At 65.8% G+C, this 23,430-nt stretch carries 28 protein-coding genes and 1 tRNA gene; 19 read left to right on the top strand and 10 right to left on the bottom strand.

The window, feature by feature from the left end; translation table 11 throughout:
- Positions 1 to 58 precede the first annotated feature (58 nt).
- From G6N18_RS19560 to G6N18_RS24355, 3 genes are read left to right on the top strand one after another with little or no spacing between them, the layout of a single operon-like run.
- Positions 59 to 1,291 (top strand): cytochrome P450, encoded by a 1,233-nt coding sequence (locus G6N18_RS19560; protein ID WP_067218022.1) that lies wholly within the window; start codon positions 59 to 61, stop codon positions 1,289 to 1,291.
- Positions 1,292 to 1,317: 26 nt separating this feature from the next.
- On the top strand, positions 1,318 to 1,935 hold the full coding sequence (locus G6N18_RS19555) for a TetR/AcrR family transcriptional regulator (protein ID WP_067218018.1): 618 nt from the start codon (positions 1,318 to 1,320) through the stop codon (positions 1,933 to 1,935).
- 19 nt (positions 1,936 to 1,954) lie between these two features.
- Positions 1,955 to 2,920, top strand: coding sequence for an EspA/EspE family type VII secretion system effector (locus tag G6N18_RS24355; RefSeq protein WP_067218015.1), 966 nt, complete (start codon positions 1,955 to 1,957; stop codon positions 2,918 to 2,920).
- Here the strand turns inward: G6N18_RS24355 and G6N18_RS19545 are convergent.
- From G6N18_RS19545 to G6N18_RS19520, 6 genes are read right to left on the bottom strand one after another with little or no spacing between them, the layout of a single operon-like run.
- On the bottom strand, positions 2,917 to 3,603 hold the full coding sequence (locus tag G6N18_RS19545; protein ID WP_083006208.1) for a DUF5642 family protein: 687 nt from the start codon (positions 3,601 to 3,603) through the stop codon (positions 2,917 to 2,919). The genes G6N18_RS24355 and G6N18_RS19545 overlap by 4 nt on opposite strands.
- Before the next feature lie 45 nt (positions 3,604 to 3,648).
- Entirely contained in the window at positions 3,649 to 4,884 is a 1,236-nt protein-coding gene (locus tag G6N18_RS19540; RefSeq protein WP_234806246.1) for a hypothetical protein, read from the bottom strand.
- The gene (locus G6N18_RS19535; RefSeq protein WP_067218005.1) at positions 4,865 to 5,317 is read right to left on the bottom strand and encodes a carboxymuconolactone decarboxylase family protein; all 453 of its coding nucleotides are present in this window, start codon (positions 5,315 to 5,317) and stop codon (positions 4,865 to 4,867) included. The genes G6N18_RS19540 and G6N18_RS19535 overlap by 20 nt, the downstream gene beginning before the upstream one ends.
- A gap of 4 nt (positions 5,318 to 5,321) precedes the next feature.
- Complete coding sequence (locus G6N18_RS19530) at positions 5,322 to 6,173, bottom strand: NAD(P)-dependent oxidoreductase (protein ID WP_083006206.1); 852 nt, start codon at positions 6,171 to 6,173, stop codon at positions 5,322 to 5,324.
- Positions 6,170 to 6,916, bottom strand: coding sequence for an SDR family oxidoreductase (locus G6N18_RS19525; protein ID WP_067217998.1), 747 nt, complete (start codon positions 6,914 to 6,916; stop codon positions 6,170 to 6,172). Before G6N18_RS19525 ends, G6N18_RS19530 begins: the two co-directional genes overlap by 4 nt.
- 14 nt (positions 6,917 to 6,930) lie before the next feature.
- The gene (locus G6N18_RS19520) at positions 6,931 to 8,397 is read right to left on the bottom strand and encodes an aldehyde dehydrogenase (RefSeq protein ID WP_067217995.1); all 1,467 of its coding nucleotides are present in this window, start codon (positions 8,395 to 8,397) and stop codon (positions 6,931 to 6,933) included.
- A 141-nt stretch (positions 8,398 to 8,538) separates the two neighbouring features.
- Between G6N18_RS19520 and G6N18_RS19515 the strand changes: the two genes are divergently transcribed.
- The 12 genes from G6N18_RS19515 to G6N18_RS19460 all read left to right on the top strand — a co-directional run bounded on the left by G6N18_RS19515 (position 8,539) and on the right by G6N18_RS19460 (position 18,853).
- On the top strand, positions 8,539 to 9,147 hold the full coding sequence (locus tag G6N18_RS19515; RefSeq protein WP_067217992.1) for a TetR/AcrR family transcriptional regulator: 609 nt from the start codon (positions 8,539 to 8,541) through the stop codon (positions 9,145 to 9,147).
- The gene (locus G6N18_RS19510; protein WP_083006204.1) at positions 9,144 to 10,367 is read left to right on the top strand and encodes a cytochrome P450; all 1,224 of its coding nucleotides are present in this window, start codon (positions 9,144 to 9,146) and stop codon (positions 10,365 to 10,367) included. The genes G6N18_RS19515 and G6N18_RS19510 overlap by 4 nt, the downstream gene beginning before the upstream one ends.
- A 10-nt stretch (positions 10,368 to 10,377) precedes the next feature.
- Positions 10,378 to 11,202, top strand: coding sequence for an SDR family oxidoreductase (locus G6N18_RS19505; RefSeq protein WP_067217985.1), 825 nt, complete (start codon positions 10,378 to 10,380; stop codon positions 11,200 to 11,202).
- Entirely contained in the window at positions 11,199 to 12,551 is a 1,353-nt protein-coding gene (locus G6N18_RS19500; RefSeq protein WP_083006202.1) for a lanosterol 14-alpha demethylase, read from the top strand. The genes G6N18_RS19505 and G6N18_RS19500 overlap by 4 nt, the downstream gene beginning before the upstream one ends.
- A gap of 6 nt (positions 12,552 to 12,557) precedes the next feature.
- A complete protein-coding gene (locus G6N18_RS19495; RefSeq protein ID WP_067217979.1) occupies positions 12,558 to 12,767 on the top strand; it encodes a ferredoxin Fdx in 210 nt (69 codons plus the stop codon).
- Between the two features lie 3 nt (positions 12,768 to 12,770).
- Positions 12,771 to 13,316: a nuclear transport factor 2-like protein gene (locus G6N18_RS19490; protein ID WP_083006200.1), complete on the top strand. Its 546-nt coding sequence runs from the start codon at positions 12,771 to 12,773 to the stop codon at positions 13,314 to 13,316.
- Positions 13,317 to 13,406: 90 nt separating this feature from the next.
- Complete coding sequence (locus G6N18_RS19485) at positions 13,407 to 14,534, top strand: NDMA-dependent alcohol dehydrogenase (RefSeq protein WP_067217973.1); 1,128 nt, start codon at positions 13,407 to 13,409, stop codon at positions 14,532 to 14,534.
- Positions 14,535 to 14,539: 5 nt separating this feature from the next.
- Positions 14,540 to 14,974 carry a nuclear transport factor 2 family protein gene (locus G6N18_RS19480; RefSeq protein WP_067217970.1) on the top strand — a complete coding sequence of 145 codons (435 nt, stop codon included), beginning with the start codon at positions 14,540 to 14,542 and terminating at the stop codon, positions 14,972 to 14,974.
- Complete coding sequence (locus G6N18_RS19475) at positions 14,964 to 15,842, top strand: SDR family NAD(P)-dependent oxidoreductase (RefSeq protein ID WP_163689920.1); 879 nt, start codon at positions 14,964 to 14,966, stop codon at positions 15,840 to 15,842. The genes G6N18_RS19480 and G6N18_RS19475 overlap by 11 nt, the downstream gene beginning before the upstream one ends.
- Before the next feature lie 33 nt (positions 15,843 to 15,875).
- Positions 15,876 to 17,477 (top strand): HNH endonuclease signature motif containing protein, encoded by a 1,602-nt coding sequence (locus G6N18_RS19470; protein ID WP_163689918.1) that lies wholly within the window; start codon positions 15,876 to 15,878, stop codon positions 17,475 to 17,477.
- Positions 17,478 to 17,584: 107 nt separating this feature from the next.
- Positions 17,585 to 17,989, top strand: coding sequence for an HIT family protein (locus G6N18_RS19465; protein WP_083006608.1), 405 nt, complete (start codon positions 17,585 to 17,587; stop codon positions 17,987 to 17,989).
- A 39-nt stretch (positions 17,990 to 18,028) separates the two neighbouring features.
- Entirely contained in the window at positions 18,029 to 18,853 is an 825-nt protein-coding gene (locus tag G6N18_RS19460; RefSeq protein ID WP_083006610.1) for a hypothetical protein, read from the top strand.
- A gap of 2 nt (positions 18,854 to 18,855) precedes the next feature.
- On the opposite strand, the gene G6N18_RS19455 is transcribed toward G6N18_RS19460, so the two are convergent.
- The 3 genes from G6N18_RS19455 to G6N18_RS19445 form a co-directional block, all read right to left on the bottom strand.
- Positions 18,856 to 19,182 (bottom strand): hypothetical protein, encoded by a 327-nt coding sequence (locus tag G6N18_RS19455; RefSeq protein ID WP_083006612.1) that lies wholly within the window; start codon positions 19,180 to 19,182, stop codon positions 18,856 to 18,858.
- A 79-nt stretch (positions 19,183 to 19,261) separates the two neighbouring features.
- Positions 19,262 to 19,663 carry an HNH endonuclease gene (locus tag G6N18_RS19450; RefSeq protein ID WP_083006614.1) on the bottom strand — a complete coding sequence of 134 codons (402 nt, stop codon included), beginning with the start codon at positions 19,661 to 19,663 and terminating at the stop codon, positions 19,262 to 19,264.
- 40 nt (positions 19,664 to 19,703) lie between these two features.
- Positions 19,704 to 19,776 (bottom strand) — tRNA-Thr (locus tag G6N18_RS19445).
- Between the two features lie 237 nt (positions 19,777 to 20,013).
- Here G6N18_RS19445 and trhA point away from each other — a divergent pair.
- Genes trhA through G6N18_RS19430 form a run of 3 tightly spaced genes read left to right on the top strand, consistent with a single transcriptional unit; the run spans position 20,014 to position 22,668 of the window.
- A complete protein-coding gene (gene trhA, locus G6N18_RS19440) occupies positions 20,014 to 20,685 on the top strand; it encodes a PAQR family membrane homeostasis protein TrhA (RefSeq protein WP_234806261.1) in 672 nt (223 codons plus the stop codon).
- Between the two features lie 25 nt (positions 20,686 to 20,710).
- Positions 20,711 to 21,511 (top strand): alpha/beta fold hydrolase, encoded by an 801-nt coding sequence (locus G6N18_RS19435; protein WP_067215480.1) that lies wholly within the window; start codon positions 20,711 to 20,713, stop codon positions 21,509 to 21,511.
- Complete coding sequence (locus tag G6N18_RS19430) at positions 21,508 to 22,668, top strand: PP2C family protein-serine/threonine phosphatase (RefSeq protein WP_083006616.1); 1,161 nt, start codon at positions 21,508 to 21,510, stop codon at positions 22,666 to 22,668. The genes G6N18_RS19435 and G6N18_RS19430 overlap by 4 nt, the downstream gene beginning before the upstream one ends.
- An 11-nt stretch (positions 22,669 to 22,679) precedes the next feature.
- Here the strand turns inward: G6N18_RS19430 and G6N18_RS24280 are convergent, their stop codons facing one another.
- A complete protein-coding gene (locus G6N18_RS24280; RefSeq protein WP_165757357.1) occupies positions 22,680 to 22,835 on the bottom strand; it encodes a hypothetical protein in 156 nt (51 codons plus the stop codon).
- A gap of 90 nt (positions 22,836 to 22,925) precedes the next feature.
- On the opposite strand from G6N18_RS24280, the gene G6N18_RS19425 reads away from it, so the two are divergent.
- Positions 22,926 to 23,426 carry a MarR family winged helix-turn-helix transcriptional regulator gene (locus G6N18_RS19425; RefSeq protein WP_067215489.1) on the top strand — a complete coding sequence of 167 codons (501 nt, stop codon included), beginning with the start codon at positions 22,926 to 22,928 and terminating at the stop codon, positions 23,424 to 23,426.
- The last annotated feature ends 4 nt before the right edge of the window (positions 23,427 to 23,430 follow it).

The following is a 23,430-nucleotide window of genomic DNA, read 5'->3' as shown; positions in this document are numbered from 1 at the left end:
CGCCTGTCAACCCGGCCCTTCGGCCATACACTTGACAACACACTGTATGGTCTAATGTATGACGCACGCCACATGTCCGTTCTTGCCCGACGGTTACGACTTCACCGACCCCGAGGTGCTGCTCCGCGGCATCCCCGTGGCCGAATTCGCCGAGCTGCGCAAGACCGCGCCGGTGTGGTGGAACGAGCAGCCCGAGTCGATCTTCGACGACGGCGGCTACTGGGTGATCAGCCGCCACGACGACATCAAGGCCATCTCCCGCAACGGTGACCTGTGGTCGACCAACCGCAAGGGCGCGGTGATGCGCCTGCCCGAAGGCGTCACCGCCGACCAGCTCGAGCTCACCAAGGCACTGCTGATCAACCACGACGCGCCGGAGCACACCAGGCTGCGCAAGCTGGTGTCGCGCCTTTTCACACCGCGAGCCATCACGACCCTCGAGGCGAAGCTCGCCACCGCAGCGCGCGAAATCGTCGCCGCCGCAAAGGAAAAGGGCAGCGGCAACTTCGTCGACGACATCGCGATGAGCCTGCCGCTGTTGGCGATCGCCGATCTGATCGGAGTTCCGGAGGCCGATCGCGAGAAGCTGTTCCACTGGACCAACGCGATCATGAACACCGACGATCCGGACTTCGACTCCGACCCGACCGCCGCCAACGCGGAGTTGATGGGTTACGCCTACTCGATGGCCGAGGAGCGTCGGCGTTGTCCGGCAGACGACATCGTCACCCGGCTGGTCCAGGCCGACCTCGAGGGTGAGTCCCTCGAGGACGTCGAGTTCGCGTTCTTTGTGATTCTGCTGGCGGTCGCCGGCAACGAAACCACCCGCAACGCCATGACACACGGCATGAACGCGTTCTTCGAGAACCCCGACCAGTGGGACCTGTTCAAGCGGGACCGGCCGGAGACCACCGCCGACGAGATCGTGCGCTGGGCCACCCCAGTGCACTGCTTTCAGCGAACGGCGTTGGCCGACAATGAGCTTGGCGGTGTCACGATCCGCGAGGGCCAGCGCGTCGGGCTGTTCTACAGCTCGGCCAACTACGACGAAGACGTCTTCGAACGGCCCTTCGAGTTCAACATCCTGCGCGACCCCAACCCGCACCTCGGCTTCGGCGGCAACGGCGCGCACTACTGCATCGGCGCGAACCTGGCCCGCATGGAGATCAAGCTGATCTTCAACGAGATCGCCGACCAGATCCCCGACATCGCCAAACTCGGCGAACCGCAACGCCTTCGGTCGGGCTGGATCAACGGCGTCAAGAACCTGCAGGTCTCCTACACGGGTTGATCGAACTGGCTGAGTAGGATTTCGCCGTGCGCACCCACGGCTGGTCCGGATCGGCACCGTCGACGGATGAGGAGGCGGTCGCCCGCATCCTCGACGCCGCAGGCAAGGCGATCGACGCCCGCGGCGCGGACTTCTCCATCGCCGACGTCGCTCGCACCCTCGGTGTCACGAGGCAGACCGTCTACCGGTACTTCCCCAGCACCGACGCGCTGCTCGAAGCCTCGGCGCAACGCGCGGCGACCGGCTTCCTGGATCGGCTGGCCGACCATCTGCAGGGAGTGACCGACCCGCAAGAGGCGGTCGCCGAGGGCATCGCCACCGCGCTCGAGTGGCTGCCCAAGGACAAGCACATGGGCCTGCTGCTGACGCCCGGAAGAGCCAGCGCCTTCAGTCAGACGGTCACCTCTGATGTGGCGCTGCAGTTCGCCAACTCGATGCTGCGGCGCTTCGACGTGGACTGGACCGGTCACGGCTTGACCGACGGCGACCTCGACGAGTTGGCCGAACATCTGCTGCGGATCATCCAGTCGTTCATCATCGACCCGGGCCGCCCGCCACGCAGAGGCGCGGAACTGCGCAAGTACCTGCGCCGTTGGGTCGGCGCGACGCTGGCCCCCGAAATTGCCGTCGAACGCACGAGTTGACCGGCCTTAGACTCCGATCGTGAGTGTCCTGGCTGCCTTCCTGTCGACGTGGGAACGCGCGCGCACCACGTTCGGCGAGGGCACTCCGCACGGCGGTGACGGCTTCGACCACAGTGCGCGGTTGCGCCGGCTGCAGAGCGATGTCGACGCAGTCGCACCGCGGGACTGGACCGGTGCGGGCTCGGAATCGTATGCCGAGGCAAACCAGCGACAGAGCCGTGCGCTGGCCGCGATGGCGGACCTCGATCAGCGACTCAAGGCCGAAGTCGACCGGTCGGCGGCGGTGGTGGCGGCCGGCCGACGCGAACTCGAAGGCGTCAGGCAGTGGGTGGTCGACACGGCCGCGACCGTCCCGAGGACCGCGGCCGGCGAGCGGATGCTGTGGCCGGTCATCAGCAGGGGCGCAAGCGAGGTCGCCGATATCGTCCGCCGTTCCCACGGTGAGTTGTCCGCCATCGCCGAGAGGATGCGCGGTCTGGCAGGCGAGTACGAGGAGCTGAGTGGGCGGGGCAAGGACGACGACGCGGAAACGGTGTCGTTCATGAGCGACGACGAAGACGAGCCGAGCGACGAAGTGCCCCCGACGACGCTCGACCTGGCCGACATCGAGTACCTGGACCCAAGCGCCAAGGGCCGGCCGGGGATGATGGAACTGATTCCAGGCTCCGGAGTGTGGGTACCGGACCCCGGCAGCCCCACCTATCAACCGAAAACTCCTGAGGCACCACTCGATCTCAACGACATCGAGTATTTGGGCCCGGGGGTCAAGGGCGAACCCTGGCAGATGGAACTGGTCCCCGGCTCAGGGGCCTGGGTGCCCAATCCCAACTACCCGGGCTACGAGCCGCACATCCCCGAGGCGCCAGTCGATCTCACCGAGATCGAGATCGTCGACCCGCAGGCACGCATTCCCGCCGGAATGGTGGAGCTATGGCCGCGTTCGGGTGTCCTCATTCCGGATCCCTACTCAGGTAGTCCTTTCTAGCCGCGAATCACCGACACGGCTTCTCGCAGGAGGCCCGCGAGCACGGGCTCTGCGTCGAATTCGGGAGCGAGGCGCGCCTGGACGTCGACGTAGACGCGATCGTCGAGGATGGCGGCGTAGTAGTACTCCGGATCAGGGAAGCCATCCGTCGTGAGTTCGAGGGCATACGTGGTGGCTCCGTCGATGTCCGGCGCCGCGATCCGTTCGGCTGTGCCGCTGCGCGGTTGGTCGTCATCGGGCACGGTGTACCTCAGCCGTTCGCAACCGACCGTGGGGATCTGCGCCGGAACGGAGACCGGCACATCTGCACCGACCGCAATCGTTCGCTTCTCGGTTCCATCCGCCCGGATGCCGACGGTCTCGGCTCCGGCCTGGCCATCCACCGGTTTCAACAAGACATGGCACTGCGGCGGGTCCGCCTCGAACGGCTTTCCGTTGGACACGACCGATCCGACTCCGGCGACGTAAAGCTGTTGGAGTCTGCGAACTTCCGACGGATACGGAACGAATCCCGGTGGCATATCGTCCTCGAGTTGCGACAGCTTCGACAGGTCGAACTCTGCAGTTGCCTGGGGCGACGCCGAAGTCGACTCGGGCGCGCTGTCGGACCCTGAACAACCGGCCAGCACCATGGTCATACAGATCGCGAGCGGCCACGCCGCCAGTCGTTCCAGACGCATCATTCCCCGAGCCTAAGCGACGGGCACGCGCACCCGATGCAGAGGTTTTCAGAGCACCGTCAACGGCAGCGACTTGCGGTCCTCGAACTCCCAAGAGGCGCCGCCACTGACCCTGACCACCGACACCTCGGAGAATTCCTTGGCCTCCGTGCCGGTTTCGACGACGCGCGCGGTCCAGTCCTGACCGTCGCCCGCGACCTCGACATCGAGGTGCCTGTCGACTGCGGTGACGATCGCCTGCAGCGGGCGCACCTCGCCGGGAGACACCAGCGACACCCATGCGCCGTCCTCGTGGGCCGGTGACCTTCGCACATGCACCACGTCCGGGCCGAACTCCGCGTCGACGTATGCGGCGGGGTTGAACATCGGATGTAGCTCCATCGTGCGCAGCGCGCCCTCGATGCCGCCGGGAAGTCTCAGTGCCCGATGAATCCGCTCGGCGGCGATTCCGGCGACGCCGATCAGTTGCTTGGTGCAGATCTCGGTCGCCAGTTCGGTGTTGGTCCCCGCCCGCTTGCCCACCGCGATCACGAACGACAGGTTCAACAAGTGCATCTGCAGGCAGACCTCGTCCGCCATGCGCACCAACGCCGAATGTGAGAACGCACCGAAGTCGAAGTCCGACAACAGCGCGCCGGAGTAGTCCGCCTGTCCCTCGTCTTCAATGTCGATCGGGTCGAGTTCGGTTTGTGCCGCCCGTGTTCGACGGATCACGTCGAGAACAGGGTGCCCCTCGACCTCGGGATGCGACTCGTCGATGATCACGGTCCACGCGCAGTGGGGGTGCCGGTCGGCGGGGGTGCGCGGTGGGCGATGGATCGGCCGGATCTGTGCTCGACGGTTGGTGGCGACCGCCGTGGCGTCGAACGTGGGGTCCTCGATGTCGTGGCACATGCCGCGCACATAATCCTCGCCCATCGGTTCCACGTCGAGCAGCGCACCGCAGTGATCGAGATGGAACTCGCCGTGCCAGCGGTCGTGCACGGTGTAGCGGAAATCCATGAACTGCGGCGGCGCACCGATATCGAGTTGCAAACCCTTGAAGATCGTGACGACGTCTTCGCCCTCGTACTTCAACGCCTTCTGCATCCGCTTGGTGTAGATGGGGCTGGCGCCCATCCACTCCTCGATCGCGATCTGCAGCATCTCCTCGCGCCCGAAATTGCTGATGCACCAGGCCATCCCGGACCGGTCGATCAGCTGGCCGATCAGCAGCAGCTCGGGCACCAACACCGCGAGTTCTTCGCGCGACAGCGAGGAGTACCTACTCATCTGGGTCGTCATGGACCGTCCCCCCGGAGTGCATCTTCACCGCCGCGTTGACGTTCGCCTTCTTGTCCTCGCCCCGCCCCTTCTCGGCGGCCTTCTTACGGTTCTTGACCACCTTGCTGACCACCCCATCGAGTTTGGAGCCCAGCGGGAAACCGAGATAGTGGGTGAGGAAGATCGCCATCTCCTTGAGCTCGTCTTCGGTGATCTCACCGTTGGCGAGCGCGGCGTTGGCCTGAATCTCGGCCAGCTCCGAATTGCCGAGCGCGGTCACCACGGTCAACGTCATGATCCGCTTGTCCCGCATGGAAAGACCGGGCCGCGTCCAGATGGTTCCGAAGAGGTGATCGGCCGTCAGCGCGAAGTAGTCGTTGCCCTCGACGTTCGGCATCTCCCAGCCGTAGACCTCGTTCATCATCTCCAGGCCCTTGCGGCGCAACTCGTCCATCCTCTTACTCCTTCGTGTGCGGCACACCCAGCCCGGCAGCCAGGTTCTGCAATGCGATCTTGGCCAGCGGCAGGCCGACGTCGACGCTCTCCCCCAACTCCAGAGCCAAGCTCAAGTCCTTCTCGCCCAACCCGCGGGTGTGGGTGAACGCGTCATACAGCCAGTGGTCGGGGGTCAGGTCTTTCATGTCCTCGCGCACGATGATCGCGCCGGGCCCACCACTCTGTGCGTCACTGTGGCGCACGACCCGGCCGAGCGCCTGAAGGCTCAGCCCGGACGCCTCGGCCAACTTCATCGCCTCGCACGCAGCGACATAGCCGGTGAACGTCAACATGTTGCGCGCCAACTTCATCCGGGTTCCAGCTCCCGGCTCGCCGGCGTGGATCACCAACGACGCGAACTGTTTGAACGCCGGCTTGATCCGCTCGTACACCTCGCGTTCGGCGCCGACCATCACCGCCAGCTCGCCCTTCTCCGCTGCGCCTCCGCCACCGGTCACCGGGGCGTCGGCGATGTGGAGCCCCTGGGGCCGCAACTGTTCGGCGAGTTCCACCGCGGTCTCCGGGCTGATCGTCGAGTGAATCGCGATCACGGTGCCGGGCTTCGCGTTGGCCGCCAGTTCGCCGACGACTTCGCGCACCTGCTCGTCGTTGAGCACCGTCACGCTGATGATGTCGGCGGCCGCGACATCGGCGACGTTGTCGGCCAGTGTCGCGCCGACCTCCGCCAATGGTGTCATGGCCTCTGCCCGCACATCGAAGACCACCAGCCCGCCCGGCCACTGAACCAGACGCTTGGCCATCGGCGCGCCCATGTTGCCAAGACCGATGTAGCCGAGCTTGACGTCGTCGGTCATCGGATGATCTGTCCGCCGTCGACGTTGAAGATCTGGCCGGTGATCCACTTGGCCTCATCCGACAGCAGGAACAGGCACATACCAATCAGATCCTCGGGCTCACCCATGCGCGACAACGGAATTCGCTTCACGATGTCATCGACCATTTCCTGCGGGGTGGTGGTGCGGTTGGCCTCGGTGTCGATGGGTCCTGGCGCGATCGCGTTGACGCGGATGTTCTGGCCGCCGAGTTCGGTGGCCAACTGCTGCGTCAGGCCGTTGATGCCCACCTTGGCCAGCCCGTAGAAGTTCGAGTACAGCCACGCCGCGGTGGACGACTGGTTGACGATCGCCCCGCCCCCGCGCTTGGCCATCTTCTTGTACACCGCTCGGGTGCACACCAACGCACCGTCCATGTTCACGCTCATGAACTTCTTGTAGTAGTCCCAGTCGACGGTGATCAGGAAGTCCAGCTTCATGCCGCCGAAGATCGCGGCGTTGTTCACCAGATAGTCGATGCCGCCGAACTCCGAAAGCGTCTGTGCGGCCATCTCCTTGGCGGATTCGGGATCGGACACGTCGACCCGCACCGCCAACGCGTTACCGCCCTCGCCCTTGATCCCGTCGGCGACCTTCTGCGCACCCTCGGTGTTGATGTCGGCGACGACGACGGCCGCGCCCTCACGTGCCAGTGCCTCGGCGTAGGCCTGGCCGATCCCGCCGCCCGCACCCGTGACGATCGCGACCTTGTCGTTGAACCTCATGTCTTCCCTTCTGGTCACACCGCTGTGGCGATGGCCTTGATCTCCAGGTATTCCTCGAAGCCGGCCAGACCCATCTCCCGGCCCAGTCCCGACTGCTTGTACCCGCCGAACGGCATGTCCGCCGAGTACCAGACGCCGCCGTTGACGTTGACCGTGCCGACCCGCATCCGCGCCGCCACCCGGTTCGCGCGCTCCTCGTCGGCGGAGAACACCGTGCCGGACAAGCCGTATGGCGAGTCGTTGGCGATGCGCACCGCGTCGTCGTCGCCGTCATGGGCGATGACCGTGAGCACCGGCCCGAAAATCTCCTCGCGGGCGACCTTGGCGTCGTTGTCCAATCCGGCGATCACGGTCGGCTCGATGAAGAAGCCGGTGTCGCGGTCCTGTGGACGGCCGCCGCCGCACGCGAACTTGCCGCCCTCGTCGATCGCCGAGTCCAGGTACCCTTGCACCCGGTCGCGCTGACGGGCGGAAATCAAAGGGCCACAGATCGTTCCGGCGTCCTGCGGATCGCCCGGCCGCAGCCCCGCCATCGTCGCAGCCGCCGCCTCGACGGCCTCGTCGTAGCGGGCACGCGGCACCACCAACCGTGTGGTGATCGCACAACCTTGGCCCGCGTGCATGGACGCGGTGAAGGCCGACATCGAACACGCACCCGCGAGATCCGCGTCGTCGAGCACGAGAAACGCCGACTTGCCACCGAGTTCGAGGAACACCCTCTTGATCGTCGCGGCGCCGTCGGCCATCACGGCCCGGCCGGTCGCCGTCGAACCGGTGAACGAAACCATATCGACCCGTGGGTCTTTCGACAGCAGGGCGCCAACACCGTGATCGCTGGACGTGACGATGTTGACCACGCCCGGCGGGATGTCGGTGTGCTCGGCGATCAGTTCCCCGACCGCGGCCGCGCACCACGGGGTGTCCGGCGCCGGCTTGAGCACCACGGTGTTGCCCGCCGCCAGCGCGGGACCGATCTTGGCCAGGTTGATCTGGTGCGGGAAGTTCCACGGCGTGATGGCACCGACGACGCCGACGGCCTCACGCACCACCTTCCGACGAGACGGAATCCCCATCGGGGAGGCGACTCCCAAATCGGTGACCCACTGATACGACTCGGCGGTGTCGGCGCAGAACGCCAGGTCTTCCACCGGGCCCTCGAGTTGGGCTGCCGACGTCAGCATCCGCGGCGCACCCACCTCGGAAATCGTCAAGTCCCGTAACTCTTCTAGGTTGTCGCGCAGCACCTGCTGCAGTTGGCGCAGACACCGCACCCGCAACTCGGTGTTGGTCGACCAGTCGGTCTCATCGAACGCGCGACGGGCCGCCCCGATCGCGCGATCCATGTCGTCGGCGGTCGCGTCGGCGGCGACGCCGAGCACCTCCTCGGTCGCCGGGTTGACGGTCTGGAACGTCCCGCCACCGCCGCCGACGAGCTTGCCGTCGATGAGCAACTGACTCTCGCGATTGGCCAGCACTGCCATCTGCGCTCCGTTCCACCGTTGCTGGACAACTGTCCGGATTGATTTGAAAGCAACCTTAGACCTCTGGCCTGGCAGGTGGCAAGCAGATGGGCCCCAACTGGGCACTTGCGGGCCGCAGCTGGCATCCGATAGCTTGGACATGTGTCCAGCGAACCCGTGGTCGCGGTCACAGGGCCGGCGCCCGTGACCGACGGCGAGACGCCGCGCAACCGTCGCCAGGAGGAGACGTTTCGCAAGGTGCTCGCAGCAGGGGTTCAGATGCTGCGCGAATCCAGCTACGCCGACCTGACCGTGCGAGCCGTCGCGGCGAAGGCCAAGGTCGCCCCCGCGACCGCCTATACCTACTTCTCGTCGAAGAACCACCTGATCGCCGAGGTCTACCTCGACCTGATGCGCCAGGTTCCGTACTTCACCGACGTCAACGAAAGCAGACTGACCCGCGTCGAGAAGACGCTGCGCGCCATGGCGTTGATGGTCGCCGACGAACCTGAGGTCGCGGCGGCCTGCACGACCGCGTTGCTGAGCGGAACCGACGCCACCGTGCGCGCCGTGCGCGACCGCATCGGCGCCGAGATCCACCGCCGTATCCGCTCGGCCATGGGACCCGACGCCGATCCACGCGCGCTGGCCGCCTTGGAGATGACGTTCTTCGGCGCGCTGGTCAACGCCGGCAGCGGCGTGTTCACCTACCACCAGATCGCCGACCGGCTCTCCTATGTCGTCGGCCTCATCCTGGGAGACGAGCAGTGACCCCTCAGACCGGAGCCGCCTCCGACGTGATCCTCGACCCCTACGATTACGACTTCCACGAGGACCCGTATCCGTACTACAAGCGGTTGCGCGACGAGGCGCCGCTGTATCGCAATGACGAACTCGGCTTCTGGGCGCTGTCGCGGCACCAGGACGTGCTGCAGGGTTTCCGTAACAGCACCACGCTGTCGAACAAGTTCGGCGTGTCGTTGGATCCCGCCTCGCGCGGCCCGCACGCGTCGAAGACCATGTCTTTCCTCGCGATGGACGATCCGGCGCATCTGCGGTTGCGCACGCTGGTGTCGAAGGGCTTCACGCCGCGCCGCATTCGCGAACTGGAGCCGCGGGTCACCGAGATCGCGGTCCAGCACCTCGATGTCATGCTGGAGAAGGCGCGATCGAACGAAACCGTCGACTACGTCGATGAATTCGCAGGCAAGCTGCCGATGGACGTCATCTCCGAACTGATGGGCGTGCCCGAACCCGACCGCAGCCAGGTGCGAGCATGGGCGGACGGCGTGATGCACCGGGACGAGGGCGTGACCGATGTGCCGCCGGCGGCCGTGGAGGCGTCCATCAACCTGATCGTCTACTACCAGGGCATGGTCGCCGAACGCCGGAAGACACCCACCGACGACCTCACCACCGCGCTGCTGGAAGCCGAGATCGACGGCGACCGGCTCACCGACGACGAGATCCTCGGCTTCATGTTCCTGATGGTGATCGCCGGCAACGAGACCACCACGAAACTGCTTGCCAACGCGGCGTTCTGGGGCCACAAGAACCCCGACCAACTCACCGGTGTGTATGCCGACCTTGACCGGGTACCGCTATGGGTCGAGGAGACGCTGCGCTACGACACCTCGAGCCAGATCCTGGCGCGCACCGTGGCCGGTGAGCTGACGCTGTATGACACCACCATCGGTGACGGCGACGTGCTGCTGCTCCTGCCAGGTTCGGCGCACCGCGACGAGCGGGTGTTCGACGATCCCGACCGGTTCGTCATCGGCCGTGAGATCGGGTCCAAGCTCATGAGTTTCGGCAGCGGCGCACACTTCTGCCTCGGCGCGCACCTCGCGCGCATGGAGGCCAGGGTCGCGCTGACCGAGTTGTTCAAGCGAATCCGCGGATACGAGGTCGACGAGGCCAACGCCGTCCGCGTCCACTCGAGCAATGTCCGCGGGTTCGCTCATCTTCCGATCACTCTCCAAACCCTCTGAAGGCCAACACATGCCCCGCTTCGAACCGTTACCCGAACGCCGACCCGTCATCGTCGCCGGCGCCTCGTCAGGAATCGGCGAGGCCACCGCCATCGAGATGGCCGCGCGTGGCTTCCCCGTCGCGCTCGGCGCGCGGCGCGTCGAGAAGCTCGACGACATCGTCGGCAAGATCAACGCGAACGGTGGTGAGGCGGTCGGGTTCCACCTCGACGTCACAGATCCGAACTCGGTCAAATCCTTTGTCGCCCAGTCCGTCGACGCGCTCGGCGAGATCGAGGTGCTGGTCGCCGGCGCCGGAGACACGTACTTCGGCAAACTCGCCGAGATCAGCACCGACGAGTTCGAATCGCAGTTGCAGATCCACCTCGTCGGCGCCAACCGGCTGGCGGCCGCGGTGTTGCCCGGCATGCTCGAGCGTCAGCGGGGCGATCTGATCTTCGTCGGCTCCGATGTGGCGCTGCGGCAACGGCCGCACATGGGCGCCTACGGCGCGGCCAAGGCGGCACTGGTCGCCATGGTCAGCAATTTCCAGATGGAACTGGAAGGCACCGGTGTGCGCGCCTCGATCGTGCACCCCGGTCCCACGAAGACCAGCATGGGTTGGAGCCTGCCCGCCGAGAAAATCGGTCCAGCACTCGAGGATTGGGCCAAATGGGGGCAGGCCCGCCACGACTATTTCCTGCGGGCCTCCGACCTGGCGCGCGCGATCGCGTTCGTGGCAGAAACGCCGCGCGGCGGGTTCATCGCGAACATGGAACTGCAGCCCGAGGCCCCGTTGGCCGACGACAAAGACCGTCAAAAGCTCCAAGTCGACGAGAAAGCCCTGAATCAATGACCACAGCCATCGTCCCGCGCGTTTCCGGCGGCGAGGAAGAGCACGGCCACCTCGAGGAGTTTCGCACCGATCCGATCGGCCTGATGAAGCGCGTGCGCGAGGAATGCGGCGACGTCGGCTGGTTCCAGCTGGTCGACAAGCACGTCATCCTGCTCTCCGGCGCGGAAGCCAACGAGTTCTTCTTCCGTTCGGCCGATGAGGATCTCGACCAGGCCGAGGCTTACCCGTTCATGACGCCGATCTTCGGTAAGGGTGTGGTGTTCGACGCCAGCCCGGAGCGGCGCAAGGAGATGCTGCACAACTCGGCTCTGCGTGGCGAGCACATGAAGGGCCACGCGGCCACCATCGAGGGCGAAGTCCAGAAGATGATCGCCGACTGGGGCGAGGAAGGCGAGATCGAACTGCTCGACTTCTTCGCCGAGCTGACGATCTACACCTCGACGGCGTGTCTGATCGGGTTGAAGTTCCGCAATCAGCTCGACCACCGATTTGCCGAGTACTACCACGATCTCGAGCGCGGCACCGACCCGCTGTGCTACGTGGATCCGTACCTGCCGATCGAGAGCTTCAAGCGCCGAGACGAAGCCCGAGTGAAACTCGTTGCGCTGGTTCAGGAAATCATGAATCAGAGGCTGGCCAATCCGCCGAAGGACAAGTCCGACCGCGACATGCTCGACGTGCTGGTGTCGATCCGCGACGACGACGGCAATCCGCGGTTCTCGGCCGACGAGGTGACCGGCATGTTCATCTCGCTGATGTTCGCCGGGCACCACACCAGCTCGGGCACCTCGGCGTGGACGTTGATCGAGTTGATCCGCCACCCTGAGGTGTACGCCGAGGTGCAGGACGAACTCGACGAGCTCTACGCCGACGGCCAAGAGGTCAGTTTCCATGCGCTGCGCCAGATCCCGAAGCTGGACAACGTGGTCAAGGAAACACTGCGGCTGCATCCCCCACTGATCATCCTGATGCGGGTCGCACAGGGCGAGTTCGAGGTGGCCGGCTTCCCGATTCACAAGGGCGACTTCGTCGCGGCGTCACCGGCGATCAGCAACCGGATTCCCGAGGACTTCCCGGACCCTGATGCGTTCAACCCCGACCGCTACAACAAGCCCGAGCAGGCCGACGTCGTCAACCGGTGGACGTGGATCCCGTTCGGCGCGGGCAGGCACCGCTGCGTCGGCGCTGCGTTCGCCCAGATGCAGATCAAAGCGATCTTCTCGGTCCTGTTGCGCGAGTATGAGTTCGAGATGGCCCAGCCCGCCGACTCTTACCGCAACGACCACTCCAAGATGGTGGTCCAGCTGCAGCGGCCGGCCAAAGCCCGCTACCGCAGGCGCGCGAAGTAGGTCACCATGGGTTGCTTTCGAATCGAAGTGGATCTGGATCTGTGCCAGGGCCACGCGATGTGCGAACTCGAAGCACCCGACTATTTCACGGTGCCCAAACGAGGCAAGGTCGAGATCCTTGACCCCGAACCGCCGGACGACGCCCGCGACGAGGTTCAGAACGCGGTCGACATGTGCCCGACCCAAGCCCTGACCATCAGAGAAACAGGAGAGTAGACAATGCCGTCACTACCACGCGAAGCGCTCGACAGCTGGGTCGAGCAGTGGCTGGAGGCCAACCGGGAGGCCGAGCGTAACGGCGACTGGAAGCCGTTGGCCGAGTTCTACACCGATGACGCCACCTACGGCTGGAACATCGGGCCGAAAGAAGACGTGATGTGTATCGGCAAGGACGAAATCCGCGACGTCGCATTGGGTTTGGAGATGGAGGGCCTGGAGAACTGGGTGTACGAGTACCAGAAGGTGCTCGTCGACGACAAGCAGGGCGAGATCGTCGGGTTCTGGAAGCAGATCGTCAACAAGTCCGATGGCACGCAGGACGAGATCTACGGCATCGGCGGCAGTTGGTTCCGACTCGATGCCGACCTCAAGATCGAGTGGCAGCGCGACTTCTTCGACTTCGGCCACGTGTCTTACATGTTCGGCAAGCTGATCGAGTCCGGCGACCTTTCACCGGGCATGCAGAAACGCATCGAACGCTCCCTGGCGGGCGAGAAACTGCCCGGCTACTACCCGCTCGGCCAGGCCCCGGCACCCATCTGGTGACCGGCCAAGCAGTTGATTGGGGGTGACTGTGACGTATCTAACTACTCCCTCTAGTCTGAGGTCACCGGCTCTAGCGGAAGGCACGTACGAATGAAGACAAAAGGCGCTCTCATCTGGGAGTTCAACCAGCCGTGGTCGATCGAAGAGATCGAGATCGGAGACCCCGTCAAAGACGAGGTCAAAGTGCAGATGGAAGCGTCGGGGATGTGCCACTCCGACCACCATCTCGTGACCGGCGGCATTCCGATGGCCGGCTTCCCCGTGCTCGGCGGCCACGAGGGCGCGGGCATCGTGACCGAAGTCGGGCCGGGCGTCGAGGACATCAAACCCGGCGACCACGTGGTGATGTCGTTCATCCCGTCGTGCGGCAACTGTCCGTCGTGTCAGGCGGGCCTGCGCAACCTGTGCGACCTCGGCGCCGGACTCCTCGGGGGCACCGCGGTCTCCGACGGCACCCACCGCATCCACGCAAATGGGCAGCCGGTTTTCCCGATGACACTGTTGGGCACCTTCAGCCCGTACATGGTCGTGCACAAGAGCTCGGTGGTGAAGATTGACGAGTCGATCCCGTTCGAGGTCGCCTGCCTGGTCGGCTGCGGCATCACCACGGGCTACGGTTCGGCGGTGCGCAGCGGTGACGTCCGCCCCGGTGAGGACGTCGCGATCGTCGGCGTGGGCGGTGTCGGCATGGGCGCGCTGCAGGGCGCCGTCGCTGCCGGGGCCCGCCGCGTCTTCGCCATCGACCCGGTGGAGTGGAAGCGCGATCAGGCGCTGAAATTCGGTGCCACACATGCCTATCCGGATTGGGAGTCGGCCATGGCAGGCATCGGGGAGGTCACCTGGGGTTTGATGGCCCACAAGGTGATCGTCACCGTTGGCGAGTTGCACGGCAAGGACATCGACAACTACCTCAACCTCACCGCCAAGGGCGGCACCTGCGTGGTGACCGCGATCGGCAGCCTGCTCGACAATGAGGTCAACCTCAACCTGGCGATGCTGACCCTGCTGCAGAAGAATTTGCAGGGCACCATCTTTGGTGGCGGCAACCCGCACTTCGACATCCCGCAGCTGCTGTCGATGTACAAGGCCGGCAAGCTGAACCTCGACGACATGGTCACCCGGCAGTACAAGCTGGAGCAGATCAACGACGGCTACAAGGACATGCTCGAGGGTCGCAACATTCGCGGGGTCATCCGTTACACCGACGAGGACCGCTGAACCCGATGTCGCAGGAAACCGCCGAGAAGACACCGGCGTTGGCCGCGTCGCACAACTCCTGGAAGTGCGTGCATGCCCACGACAAGGAGGGCTGGCTGGCCCTGATGGCCGACGACGTCGTCATCGAGGATCCGATCGGCCAGTCCTTCACCAACCCCGACGGCAACGGTCTGCGCGGCAAGGAGGCGGTGTCCGGCTTCTACGACGCCAACATCGCCTCCAACGACCTTCAGATCACGTGCGAGGAGACGTTTCCCTCCAGCTCACCGCACGAGGTGGCCCATATCCTGGTGTTGCGCAGCAAGTTCGACAACGGCATGACAAGCACGGTGCGTGGCGTGTTCACCTACAAGACCGACGACGCTGGATTGCTGACCAACCTGCGCGGCTACTGGAACATGGACATGATGGAGTTCGGCCAGCCAACGGATGACAACTAGCCCGCTACTGGGCGGGCGCGGCGCGGTTGTCGTCGGCGGTTCGCGTGGTGTCGGGCTGGCGGTGGCCGAACTGCTCGCCGCCCACGGCGCGGGAGTCATCGTCAACGGCCGCGACGCCGATGCCGTAACGCAAGCAACCCAACAGATCCCGAACGCGCGCGGGCTGCCCGGCTCGCCCGCAGATCCGGCTGTCGCTGACACGCTGATCGACTTGTGCGTGGAGGAGTTCGGTCGGATCGACATCCTGATCAACTGTGCGGGCACCGCCGAGCCCCACGGATCGTCGATCCTCAACGTCACCTCTGCGCAGTTTCACGATTTGATCGACGCGCACCTCGGCACGGTGTTCGAGACCTGCCGGGCCGCTGCTCCGAAGATGGTGGCGCAAGGCGGCGGCGCGATCGTCAACACCAGTTCGTTCGCCTTCCTCGGTGACTACGGCGGCACCGGTTACCCGGCGGGCAAGGGCGCAGTCAACGGACTGACGCTGGCGATTGCGGCCGAGCTCAAAAGCGACGGTGTGCGCGCGAATGTGGTGTGCCCCGGCGCCAGGACGCGGCTGTCCACCGGCCCGGAGTATGAGGCGCACATAAGCGATCTGCATCGGCGCGGTCTACTCGACGAGATCAGCATGCAGGGCGCCCTCGACGCCGCGCCGCCGGAGTATGTGGCGCCGACTTACGCATATTTGGCCAGTGATCTGGCCGCAGACGTGACGGGGCAGATCTTCATCGCTGCCGGCGGTTTCGTCGGGCGCTTCGACCGGCAGATGCCGGCGGTCCTCGCGTACCGCGATCAGCACGATTCGCCACCGTGGTCGATCACCGAGCTCGATGAGCTTGTCCACAGGGGCGATTACCGTCGCTGATTTTTGTCGGTTGGGTGTGGCAGGATCGAAGCCATGATCGAACACACGTTCGATGCCGAGTTCGCGGCCGTCGACGACAGCATTGTGGTGGCTGCGATCGCCGACTGCGTCCGCGCGGAGGCTGTGCTGGCCGCGCGTCGGCTGGCGGCCACCGCCGAGCTGACCGCGCGCTACACCGAGCCCGACGAAGAGCGTGAGCATTTGGCGATTGATGGCTGGCGGATGGCCTCGGCCGAGGTTTCGGCCGCGATGGGGATCGGGGATCGGGCTGCCTCGCGGGAGATGTGTATCGCGATGGCCCTGCGCGAGCGGCTGCCCCGAGTCGCTGCGTTGTTCGCCCAGGGCCGGTTGAGCGTTGGGCTGGTCGCGACCATCACCTGGCGCACCCAACTGATCGTGGACTCCGCAATCCATGCACGGGTCGATGCCGCCATCGCCGCGCGCGCGGCCAAATGGGGTGCACTGTCGGTCACCAAGCTCGAGGCCGCGATCGACGCGCTGGTCGACGAACACGACCCCGACGCGCGCCGGCGCCTGCGCGAGGCCGCGCGCAGCCGAGACGTCCGACTCGGTAAGCGCGACGATGTGACCGGAACGGCCTCGCTGTGGGGGCGCTTATCCGCCGCCGACGCCGAGTTAATCGAACGTCGCCTCGCCCAGATGTCGAGCGGGGTGTGCAATGCGGATCCGCGCACCGTGGGGCAGCGGCGCTCGGATTCCCTGGGTGCCATCGCCGCGTTCGCGGACCGACTGACCTGCCAATGCGGCAGCCCCGACTGCGCCTCTGCCGGCGAGGATCCCCGCGCAGCCAACTTCGTCATCAACGTGCTCGCCGACCCCGCGGCCATAGACGCACAACCGGATCCGCAGATGTCCGGCGATGGCCACCCCAAACCTGCCGAACCCCCGGCCGACCCCGCCGAATCCCCGGCCGAACCGGCCGGGCCCGCGAAACCCAAACCCGTTGCGGGGCTGATCCTCGGCGGCGGACTGCTTCCGACCCCGCTGTTGGCCGAACTGATCAACAACGGCGCCAAGGTTCGCTGGGTGCACAAGCCCGATGCGGCACCGGAATCGGGCTACCGGCCATCGCAGAAGACCGCACGCTTTGTCCGGATGCGCGATCTGACGTGTCGATTCCCCGGCTGCGGGCGCCCGGCGCAGTGCTGCGACATCGACCACACCACGCCGTATCCGGCCGGTCCCACGCATCCGTCGAACACCAAATGCCTGTGCCGAATCCACCACCTACTCAAAACCTTCGGCGGGTGGCTCGATGAACAACGCGCCGACGGAACCGTCATCTGGACCGCCCCGTCGGGCAGAACCTATGTCACCCACCCCGGCAGCCGCTTCTTCTACCCCGGCTGGGACACGACGACCGCTACCCTGCCAGCGGCACAACGCCCCGCGGGAAACGGCGACAAGGGCGCCATGATGCCGCGCCGACGACGCACCCGCGCCCAAGACCGGATGCGACGAATCGAACACGAACGCGCCCTCAACGCCCTCGAACGCCGCCAACGCGCAGCCCCCGTCACCACCGAACCCAGCAGACCACCACCCGACCACCCGGGCAAGATCAACCTCGACGTCGGCACCGACAACCCCGACGCCGACCCCCCACCGTTCTGACCCGTCACGGGGTCGCGAAGTGTGCGGGACAGAAGCACCTCGTCCGCCCGATCCGCCGATGTCATCACCGTGGAACGCCGCACTCGCCCGCTCACTATGCTCGACCCATGGCGAGCGTCTTCACCAAGATCATCAACGGAGAGTTACCCGGCCGGTTCGTCTACGACGACGATGACATCGTCGCGTTCCTGACGATCGCGCCGATCACGCAAGGCCACACGCTCGTGGTGCCCCGGGCCGAGATCGACCACTGGCAGGACGTCGACTCCGCGGTCTTAGGCCGCGTCATGGAGGTGTCGCAGCTGATCGGCAAGGCCGTGGTCAAGGCGTTCCCCGCCCACCGCGCCGGGGTCATCATCGCCGGCATGGAGGTGCCGCACCTGCACGTGCACGTCTTCCCCACCAACAACCTGGCGGACTTCGGCTTCGCCAACGCCGACCAGAACCCGTCGCCGCAGTCCCTCGACGAGGCCCAGGCCAAGATCAAAGCCGCGCTGGCTCAGCTGACCTGAGACGCCACGCCGGCCTTGCGCTGTCCATAGACTGAGGCGATGAACTACGGCAAAGCCCTCACGGACCTGGCCGTTGCGCCCGTCAAGGTGGGGCTGGCCGTCGCCGACGCCGGGCTCTCCATGGCCAACGGGGCGTTGGGCCTGGCGCAGAAAACGCTTGGCGACGCGAACACGGCGACCAGGAACGGCTCGGCCTCGTTCGCGCACATGCTGGGTCTCGACGAGGCCGTGGAGCGGGCGAACCGGCTGGCCAGGCTGATGGACGACGACGCCCCGCTGGGACGTGCGCTGGCGCCGAACGGCCCACTGGACCGGCTGCTGCGCCCTGGCGGCCTGGTCGATCAGCTGACCACCGAGGGCGGGTTGCTGGACCGGTTGACCGCCGAGAACGGCGCGGTGGCGCGAGCGGTCGCACCTGGTGGGCTGGTGGATCAGGTGATGGCCGAGGGCGGACTGGTGGACCGGATGACCACCGACGACGGCGCATTGTCGCGAGTGATCGCGCCGGGCGGGCTGGCCGACCAGCTGCTGGCCAACGACGGACTGGTCGAGCGGGTGCTGCGCGAGGACGGCGTGGCCGACCGCTTACTGGCCGAGGATGGTCTGCTGGACACCCTGACCGATCCGGACGGACCGCTGCTCAAACTCGCCGACGTCGCCGACACCCTGAACCGGCTGGCCCCGGGCCTGGAGGCGCTGGCGCCGACGATCGACGCGCTGCACGACGCCGTCGTCACCCTCAGCCAGGTGGTGAACCCGCTGAGCAACATCGCCGACCGGATCCCGTTGCCGGGCCGGCGGCCGCGCGCCCGAACGTCGTCACGAACGGTGACCTCACAGCGCGTCATCGACGTCGAGGAATGACGTCAGGCGTCGGCTTCGATGGTTTCGACCGCGGCTGCGACGCTTTCCGGGTTCGGAGGCTGATTTTCGGGCTGCCACCGCTGGAGTAGCAGCACCGCGGCGCCGCGCAGGATGCGTACGTATTCATCGACGTCGGCCTTGCCGTAGGACTCGATGCGGGCGGCGATGTCCGGCGCCAACGGCCTGATGGCAGTCGCGACACTGAGGCCCAGCCCGCCTCCGGTGCTCGCGCTCTCGTCGAGGAGCGTGAGCAGCCGCTCCACCTGCGGCCGGGTCAGCCCCGGATAGACGTGCGGGAAGTCGCTCAGGAGATCGTCCTTGACACTCACGGGCAGCGGGTTCCCCGAACGCGCTACCGGATAAACTCAGGGCCCGCAGGCCTCCTTAGCTCAGTGGTAGAGCACCGCGTCAGTACGACTGGCCGTCGGCATACCGTTGTCGCCGGTAATGGCGGCCGCTGCCGCGATTTCTGGCCTTATACGTCGGCAGCTGGCTATCACAGTTGGGACAGACGAGCCGCAAATTGTCACGACGGTTGTTGGTGGCGTCCCCATTGATGTGGTCGATGATCAACGCCAGGGTCATGCCGTTCCACTCGCTTGCGATTCCGCAGACTGCGCAGCAGCCACCCTGCTGCTCATAGAGGTAGTCCCGAACGTAGTTGCCTTGGTATGACGTGCGGCCACACATTCCCGTCTGGAGCCAGGCATCCAGGAGCACTCGCCGCCGGTGCAACTGTTGGCATGCGTTGGAGCAGAACACTTTTCGTCGACGACCTTCGAGACGGAGGCCGCACCCGAGGCAGGTCATCGACACAACATGACGTTAGCCGCCGGGACCGACACAACGGAGCCGCGTGAGAGACTCGAACTCTCGACATCCGCTTTACAAGAGCGACGCTCTACCAACTGAGCTAACGCGGCCAGCTCGATGAGCCGCGACCATTCTACGATGGGCCCAAGTCGAGCTACATCGCGCCACGGCCGGGGCAGCGCCCGCGATCGCCCCGAAGCGCGATACCCTGCCTCGACCGGTATGGCTTCCGTCGACGCAGGAGATGTCCTGAACAACCTCGGATCGTTGACGTGTCGGACGTGACCTTGGAGTCGGCCGGCCCTGACTCCGTCGCGTCCTCCGGCACCGAGTCCGGCGCAGACGACCTGCCGCACGCGCTTGCAGACGCCGTCTCGGATCTGATCGGTAAGCCCCGCGCACGCGGCCTGATCCACTTGTGCTCCGCCGTCGGCGCCGTCGTGGCGGGAGCGACGCTGGTGTACGTCGCTTGGACCGCCGGGTCCCCGATAGCCGGTTGGGCGACATTGGCCTACAGCGCCGCCATCGTCGCGATGTTCAGCGTCAGCGCGACCTACCACCGGGTGCACTGGCGGCCCACCACCGAACTGTGGATGAAACGTGCCGACCACTCGCTGATCTTCGTTTTCATCGCCGCCAGCTACACCCCGATCGCGCTGTTGGCCATGCCGTCGGACGCCGGAACCCGCGTCCTGACTGTGGTGTGCGCAGCCGCAGCCGCAGGTGTCGCGATGAAGTTGCTCTGGCCGTCGGCGCCTCGGTGGCTGGGAGTCTCGCTGTATCTGCTGCTCGGCTGGACCGCCGTGCTGTACACAGAAACACTGCTGAACCACGCCGGCCTCACGGTGGTGCTGCTACTGCTGGCCGGCGGCGTGCTCTACAACATCGGCGCCGTCTTCTACGGAATGGGCTGGCCCAATCCGTGGCCGCACACCTTCGGCTATCACGAGTTCTTCCACGCCTTCACCGCGGCCGCGGCGGCCTGCCACTACGTGGCCGTCTGGGTGGTCGTTCTCTAGCCCCCGGGATCCTAAGCTGCTGGACATGGATGTGCGGAGCCGCAACAACGTCAAGATCGTGGGCCGGCAAGGCGGCCCGACGCTGCTGCTGGCTCACGGTTTCGGCTGCGATCAGAATTTGTGGCGGCTCATTGTCGACAGGCTGGAGGCAGAATTCGAAATCGTGCTGATGGACCATGTCGGCTCGGGGGCGTCGGATCCGAAGGCGTGGAGCGATGCCAAGTACTCGTCGCTGGACGGCTACGCCGACGACATCGTTGACATCGTGCGCGAACTCGACCTGAGCAACGTGGTGTTCGTCGGCCACTCGGTGGCGGCGATGATCGGCGCTCTGGCGGTGATCAAGGAGCCGACCCGATTCGCCAAACTCGTGATGATCACGCCCTCGCCCCGCTACATCGACGATGACGAGTACCAGGGCGGCTTCTCCAGGGCCGACATCGACGAGCTCCTCGAATCTCTGGAACTCAACTATCTGGGTTGGTCGCGTGCCATGGCTCCGGCGATCATGGGGAACCCGGAACGGCCCGAGCTCGGCGAGGAGCTCACGGCGTCCTTCTGCCGAACCGACCCCGACTGTGCGCGTGTGTTCGCCCGCGCCACCTTCCTTTCCGACAACCGCGCCGACCTCCCGCGGGTCGCGGTGCCCACGCTGATCCTGGACTGCACGCAGGACGTCATCGCGCCGCGGGCGGTCGGTGCCTATGTGCACCGGCACGTCGCCGGCAGTCGACTGATCACGTTGGACGCCACCGGACACTGCCCACACGTCAGTAACCCGGACGCCACGGCCGAGGCAATCGCCGACTTCGCTCGACCGACATGACCGAAGTGGACCTCGAAGACCACTGGGACAACGCGCCCTGCGGCCACCTGATCGCCGACCCGGGCGGTCGCATCATCCGCGCCAATTCGACGCTGACCGCATGGTTGGGATATGAGCGTAATGGTCTGCACGGCAAGCAGATCACCGACTTGTTGACCATCGGCGGACGCATACACTTCGACACCCACTTCCGCCCGCTGCTGCGGATGAGCGGGAAGCTCGATGGCGTGACCGTGGACCTCGTGGCCGCCGACGGGACCAGGCTGCCGATGTTCCTCACCGCGAACCTGAAGTTCGACGGCGACGGAAATCCGGAACTGCTGCGGCTGACCGCCATCGACGCCACGGACCGTCGATCCTACGAACGCGAGCTACTCGCGCAGCGAGAGAAGGCCGAGAGCGAGCGCCGCCGGGTGCAGGCCTTTGCCGAAACTCTGCGCCGCTCACTGCTTCCGCCGCATCTCGAGCCGCCCGCGGGGTTGCACGCCGCTGCCTACTACCACACCGACTCGGATGACGACGTGGGCGGCGACTTCTACGATCTCTTCCCGCTGACACGTTCCATGTGGGGCTTCTTCTTCGGCGACGTCGCGGGTAAAGGAGTCAAGGCCGCAGTCGTTGCCGGCCTCACGCGGTACGTGCTTCGCTCGGCCTCTGTCGCCGATCACGACCCGGTGAAGGCACTGCACGTCCTCAATTCGGTTCTCATGCGGGAAGGCGACATCGCTGCGAACCGCCTGTGCACCGTGATCGACGGAAACATCACCATGCGCGGTGACGGGTTCGACGTCGAGTTGGCCAGCGGTGGTCACCCGCCACCACTGCTGCTCGGTGCCGACGGGTCGGCCTACTACGCCGACACCACCGGAGGGCAGGCCGTCGGTATCACCGATGACCCGCGCTTCATCGCCCACAAGCTCCACTTGGCGCCGGGCGACACCCTGGTGCTCTACACCGACGGACTGACCGAGGCGAGCATAGGAGTCGGCAGTAAGCGCTACGACGACGACGGTGCCCTTCTGGCCTTCGTCAAGTCCCGCGCGCCCACCACCGCGAACCACATCGTCGGTGCCATCCAGCAACTTCTCACCAGCTTCGGCGCCGGAGTCAAGGACGATGTCGCGGTCCTCGCACTCGGGGTGCCGGCGACCGGCTAGCCGCCTGGGCGTCAGGTCTCGTCGGCGATGTCGTGGCGATCCTGATGGCCGCCGGGCGCCTCGGGGTCGTCGTTGCGGTGGTCCAGATCCTCCTGCAGAGCCCGTTGTTCCGCGGTGACCTTCGTCGCGTCCTTCGGGGTGGCCGGGGGGTCGTTCGGCGTTGACATGCGAGCAGGGTCACCCGTTCCACCTCGGACGAAACCCGTGTGACCGGAAGTACATTGCTAGGGCACTAACTATTAGGCCACCATGGAGATGTGACCACGTCGGCTCCGTCCAAGGTCGATCCCCTCGCGCTTGAACAGCAGGTGTGCTTCGCGCTCGCGGTCACCCATCGGGCGGTGCTGGCCGTCTACCGTCCGCTGCTCGAACCGCTCGGGCTCACCCACCCTCAGTACCTGGTGATGTTGGCGTTGTGGGACCACCACAAGTCCGGCGATACCGGCGAGGCGCCGACGAAACCATTGTCGGTCAAGGACATCGCCCGCGCGCTGCAGCTGGACTCGGCGACACTGTCGCCGATGCTCAAACGACTCGAGTCGCTCGGCCTGATCACCCGATCGCGCAGCGCCGTCGACGAGCGGGCCACCGACGTGCGACTCACCGAGGAGGGTGTGCGGTTACGGCGACGCGCGCTGAAGATCCCGCCTGCGGTCGTCGAGCGCCTGGGCGTCGACCTCGACGAGCTTGAACACCTTCGTGACGTGCTGACCCGCGTGAACACCGCCGCCCTCGCTGCGGGCGCGCTAGCCGACTGACCAA

This window comes from Mycolicibacterium celeriflavum, assembly GCF_010731795.1.
In the GTDB taxonomy this organism is placed as follows: domain Bacteria; phylum Actinomycetota; class Actinomycetes; order Mycobacteriales; family Mycobacteriaceae; genus Mycobacterium; species Mycobacterium celeriflavum.
The sequence above is the reverse complement of the archived record's forward strand: the minus strand, read 5'-3'. Positions and strand labels throughout refer to the sequence as shown.

Bases quoted from the DNA above. Each gene is read 5' to 3' on its own strand.
- G6N18_RS19560 (WP_067218022.1), top strand. From the start codon at position 59: ATGACGCACGCCACATGTCCGTTCTTGCCCGACGGTTACGACTTCACC.
- G6N18_RS19545 (WP_083006208.1), bottom strand. From the start codon at position 3,603: ATGATGCGTCTGGAACGACTGGCGGCGTGGCCGCTCGCGATCTGTATG.
- G6N18_RS19540 (WP_234806246.1), bottom strand. From the start codon at position 4,884: ATGACGACCCAGATGAGTAGGTACTCCTCGCTGTCGCGCGAAGAACTC.
- G6N18_RS19535 (WP_067218005.1), bottom strand. From the start codon at position 5,317: ATGGACGAGTTGCGCCGCAAGGGCCTGGAGATGATGAACGAGGTCTAC.
- G6N18_RS19530 (WP_083006206.1), bottom strand. From the start codon at position 6,173: ATGACCGACGACGTCAAGCTCGGCTACATCGGTCTTGGCAACATGGGC.
- G6N18_RS19525 (WP_067217998.1), bottom strand. From the start codon at position 6,916: ATGAGGTTCAACGACAAGGTCGCGATCGTCACGGGTGCGGGCGGCGGG.
- G6N18_RS19520 (WP_067217995.1), bottom strand. From the start codon at position 8,397: ATGGCAGTGCTGGCCAATCGCGAGAGTCAGTTGCTCATCGACGGCAAG.
- G6N18_RS19505 (WP_067217985.1), top strand. From the start codon at position 10,378: ATGCCCCGCTTCGAACCGTTACCCGAACGCCGACCCGTCATCGTCGCC.
- G6N18_RS19500 (WP_083006202.1), top strand. From the start codon at position 11,199: ATGACCACAGCCATCGTCCCGCGCGTTTCCGGCGGCGAGGAAGAGCAC.
- G6N18_RS19495 (WP_067217979.1), top strand. From the start codon at position 12,558: ATGGGTTGCTTTCGAATCGAAGTGGATCTGGATCTGTGCCAGGGCCAC.
- G6N18_RS19490 (WP_083006200.1), top strand. From the start codon at position 12,771: ATGCCGTCACTACCACGCGAAGCGCTCGACAGCTGGGTCGAGCAGTGG.
- G6N18_RS19485 (WP_067217973.1), top strand. From the start codon at position 13,407: ATGAAGACAAAAGGCGCTCTCATCTGGGAGTTCAACCAGCCGTGGTCG.
- G6N18_RS19480 (WP_067217970.1), top strand. From the start codon at position 14,540: ATGTCGCAGGAAACCGCCGAGAAGACACCGGCGTTGGCCGCGTCGCAC.
- G6N18_RS19475 (WP_163689920.1), top strand. From the start codon at position 14,964: ATGACAACTAGCCCGCTACTGGGCGGGCGCGGCGCGGTTGTCGTCGGC.
- G6N18_RS19470 (WP_163689918.1), top strand. From the start codon at position 15,876: ATGATCGAACACACGTTCGATGCCGAGTTCGCGGCCGTCGACGACAGC.
- G6N18_RS19465 (WP_083006608.1), top strand. From the start codon at position 17,585: ATGGCGAGCGTCTTCACCAAGATCATCAACGGAGAGTTACCCGGCCGG.
- G6N18_RS19460 (WP_083006610.1), top strand. From the start codon at position 18,029: ATGAACTACGGCAAAGCCCTCACGGACCTGGCCGTTGCGCCCGTCAAG.
- G6N18_RS19450 (WP_083006614.1), bottom strand. From the start codon at position 19,663: ATGACCTGCCTCGGGTGCGGCCTCCGTCTCGAAGGTCGTCGACGAAAA.
- G6N18_RS19435 (WP_067215480.1), top strand. From the start codon at position 20,711: ATGGATGTGCGGAGCCGCAACAACGTCAAGATCGTGGGCCGGCAAGGC.
- G6N18_RS19430 (WP_083006616.1), top strand. From the start codon at position 21,508: ATGACCGAAGTGGACCTCGAAGACCACTGGGACAACGCGCCCTGCGGC.
- G6N18_RS24280 (WP_165757357.1), bottom strand. From the start codon at position 22,835: ATGTCAACGCCGAACGACCCCCCGGCCACCCCGAAGGACGCGACGAAG.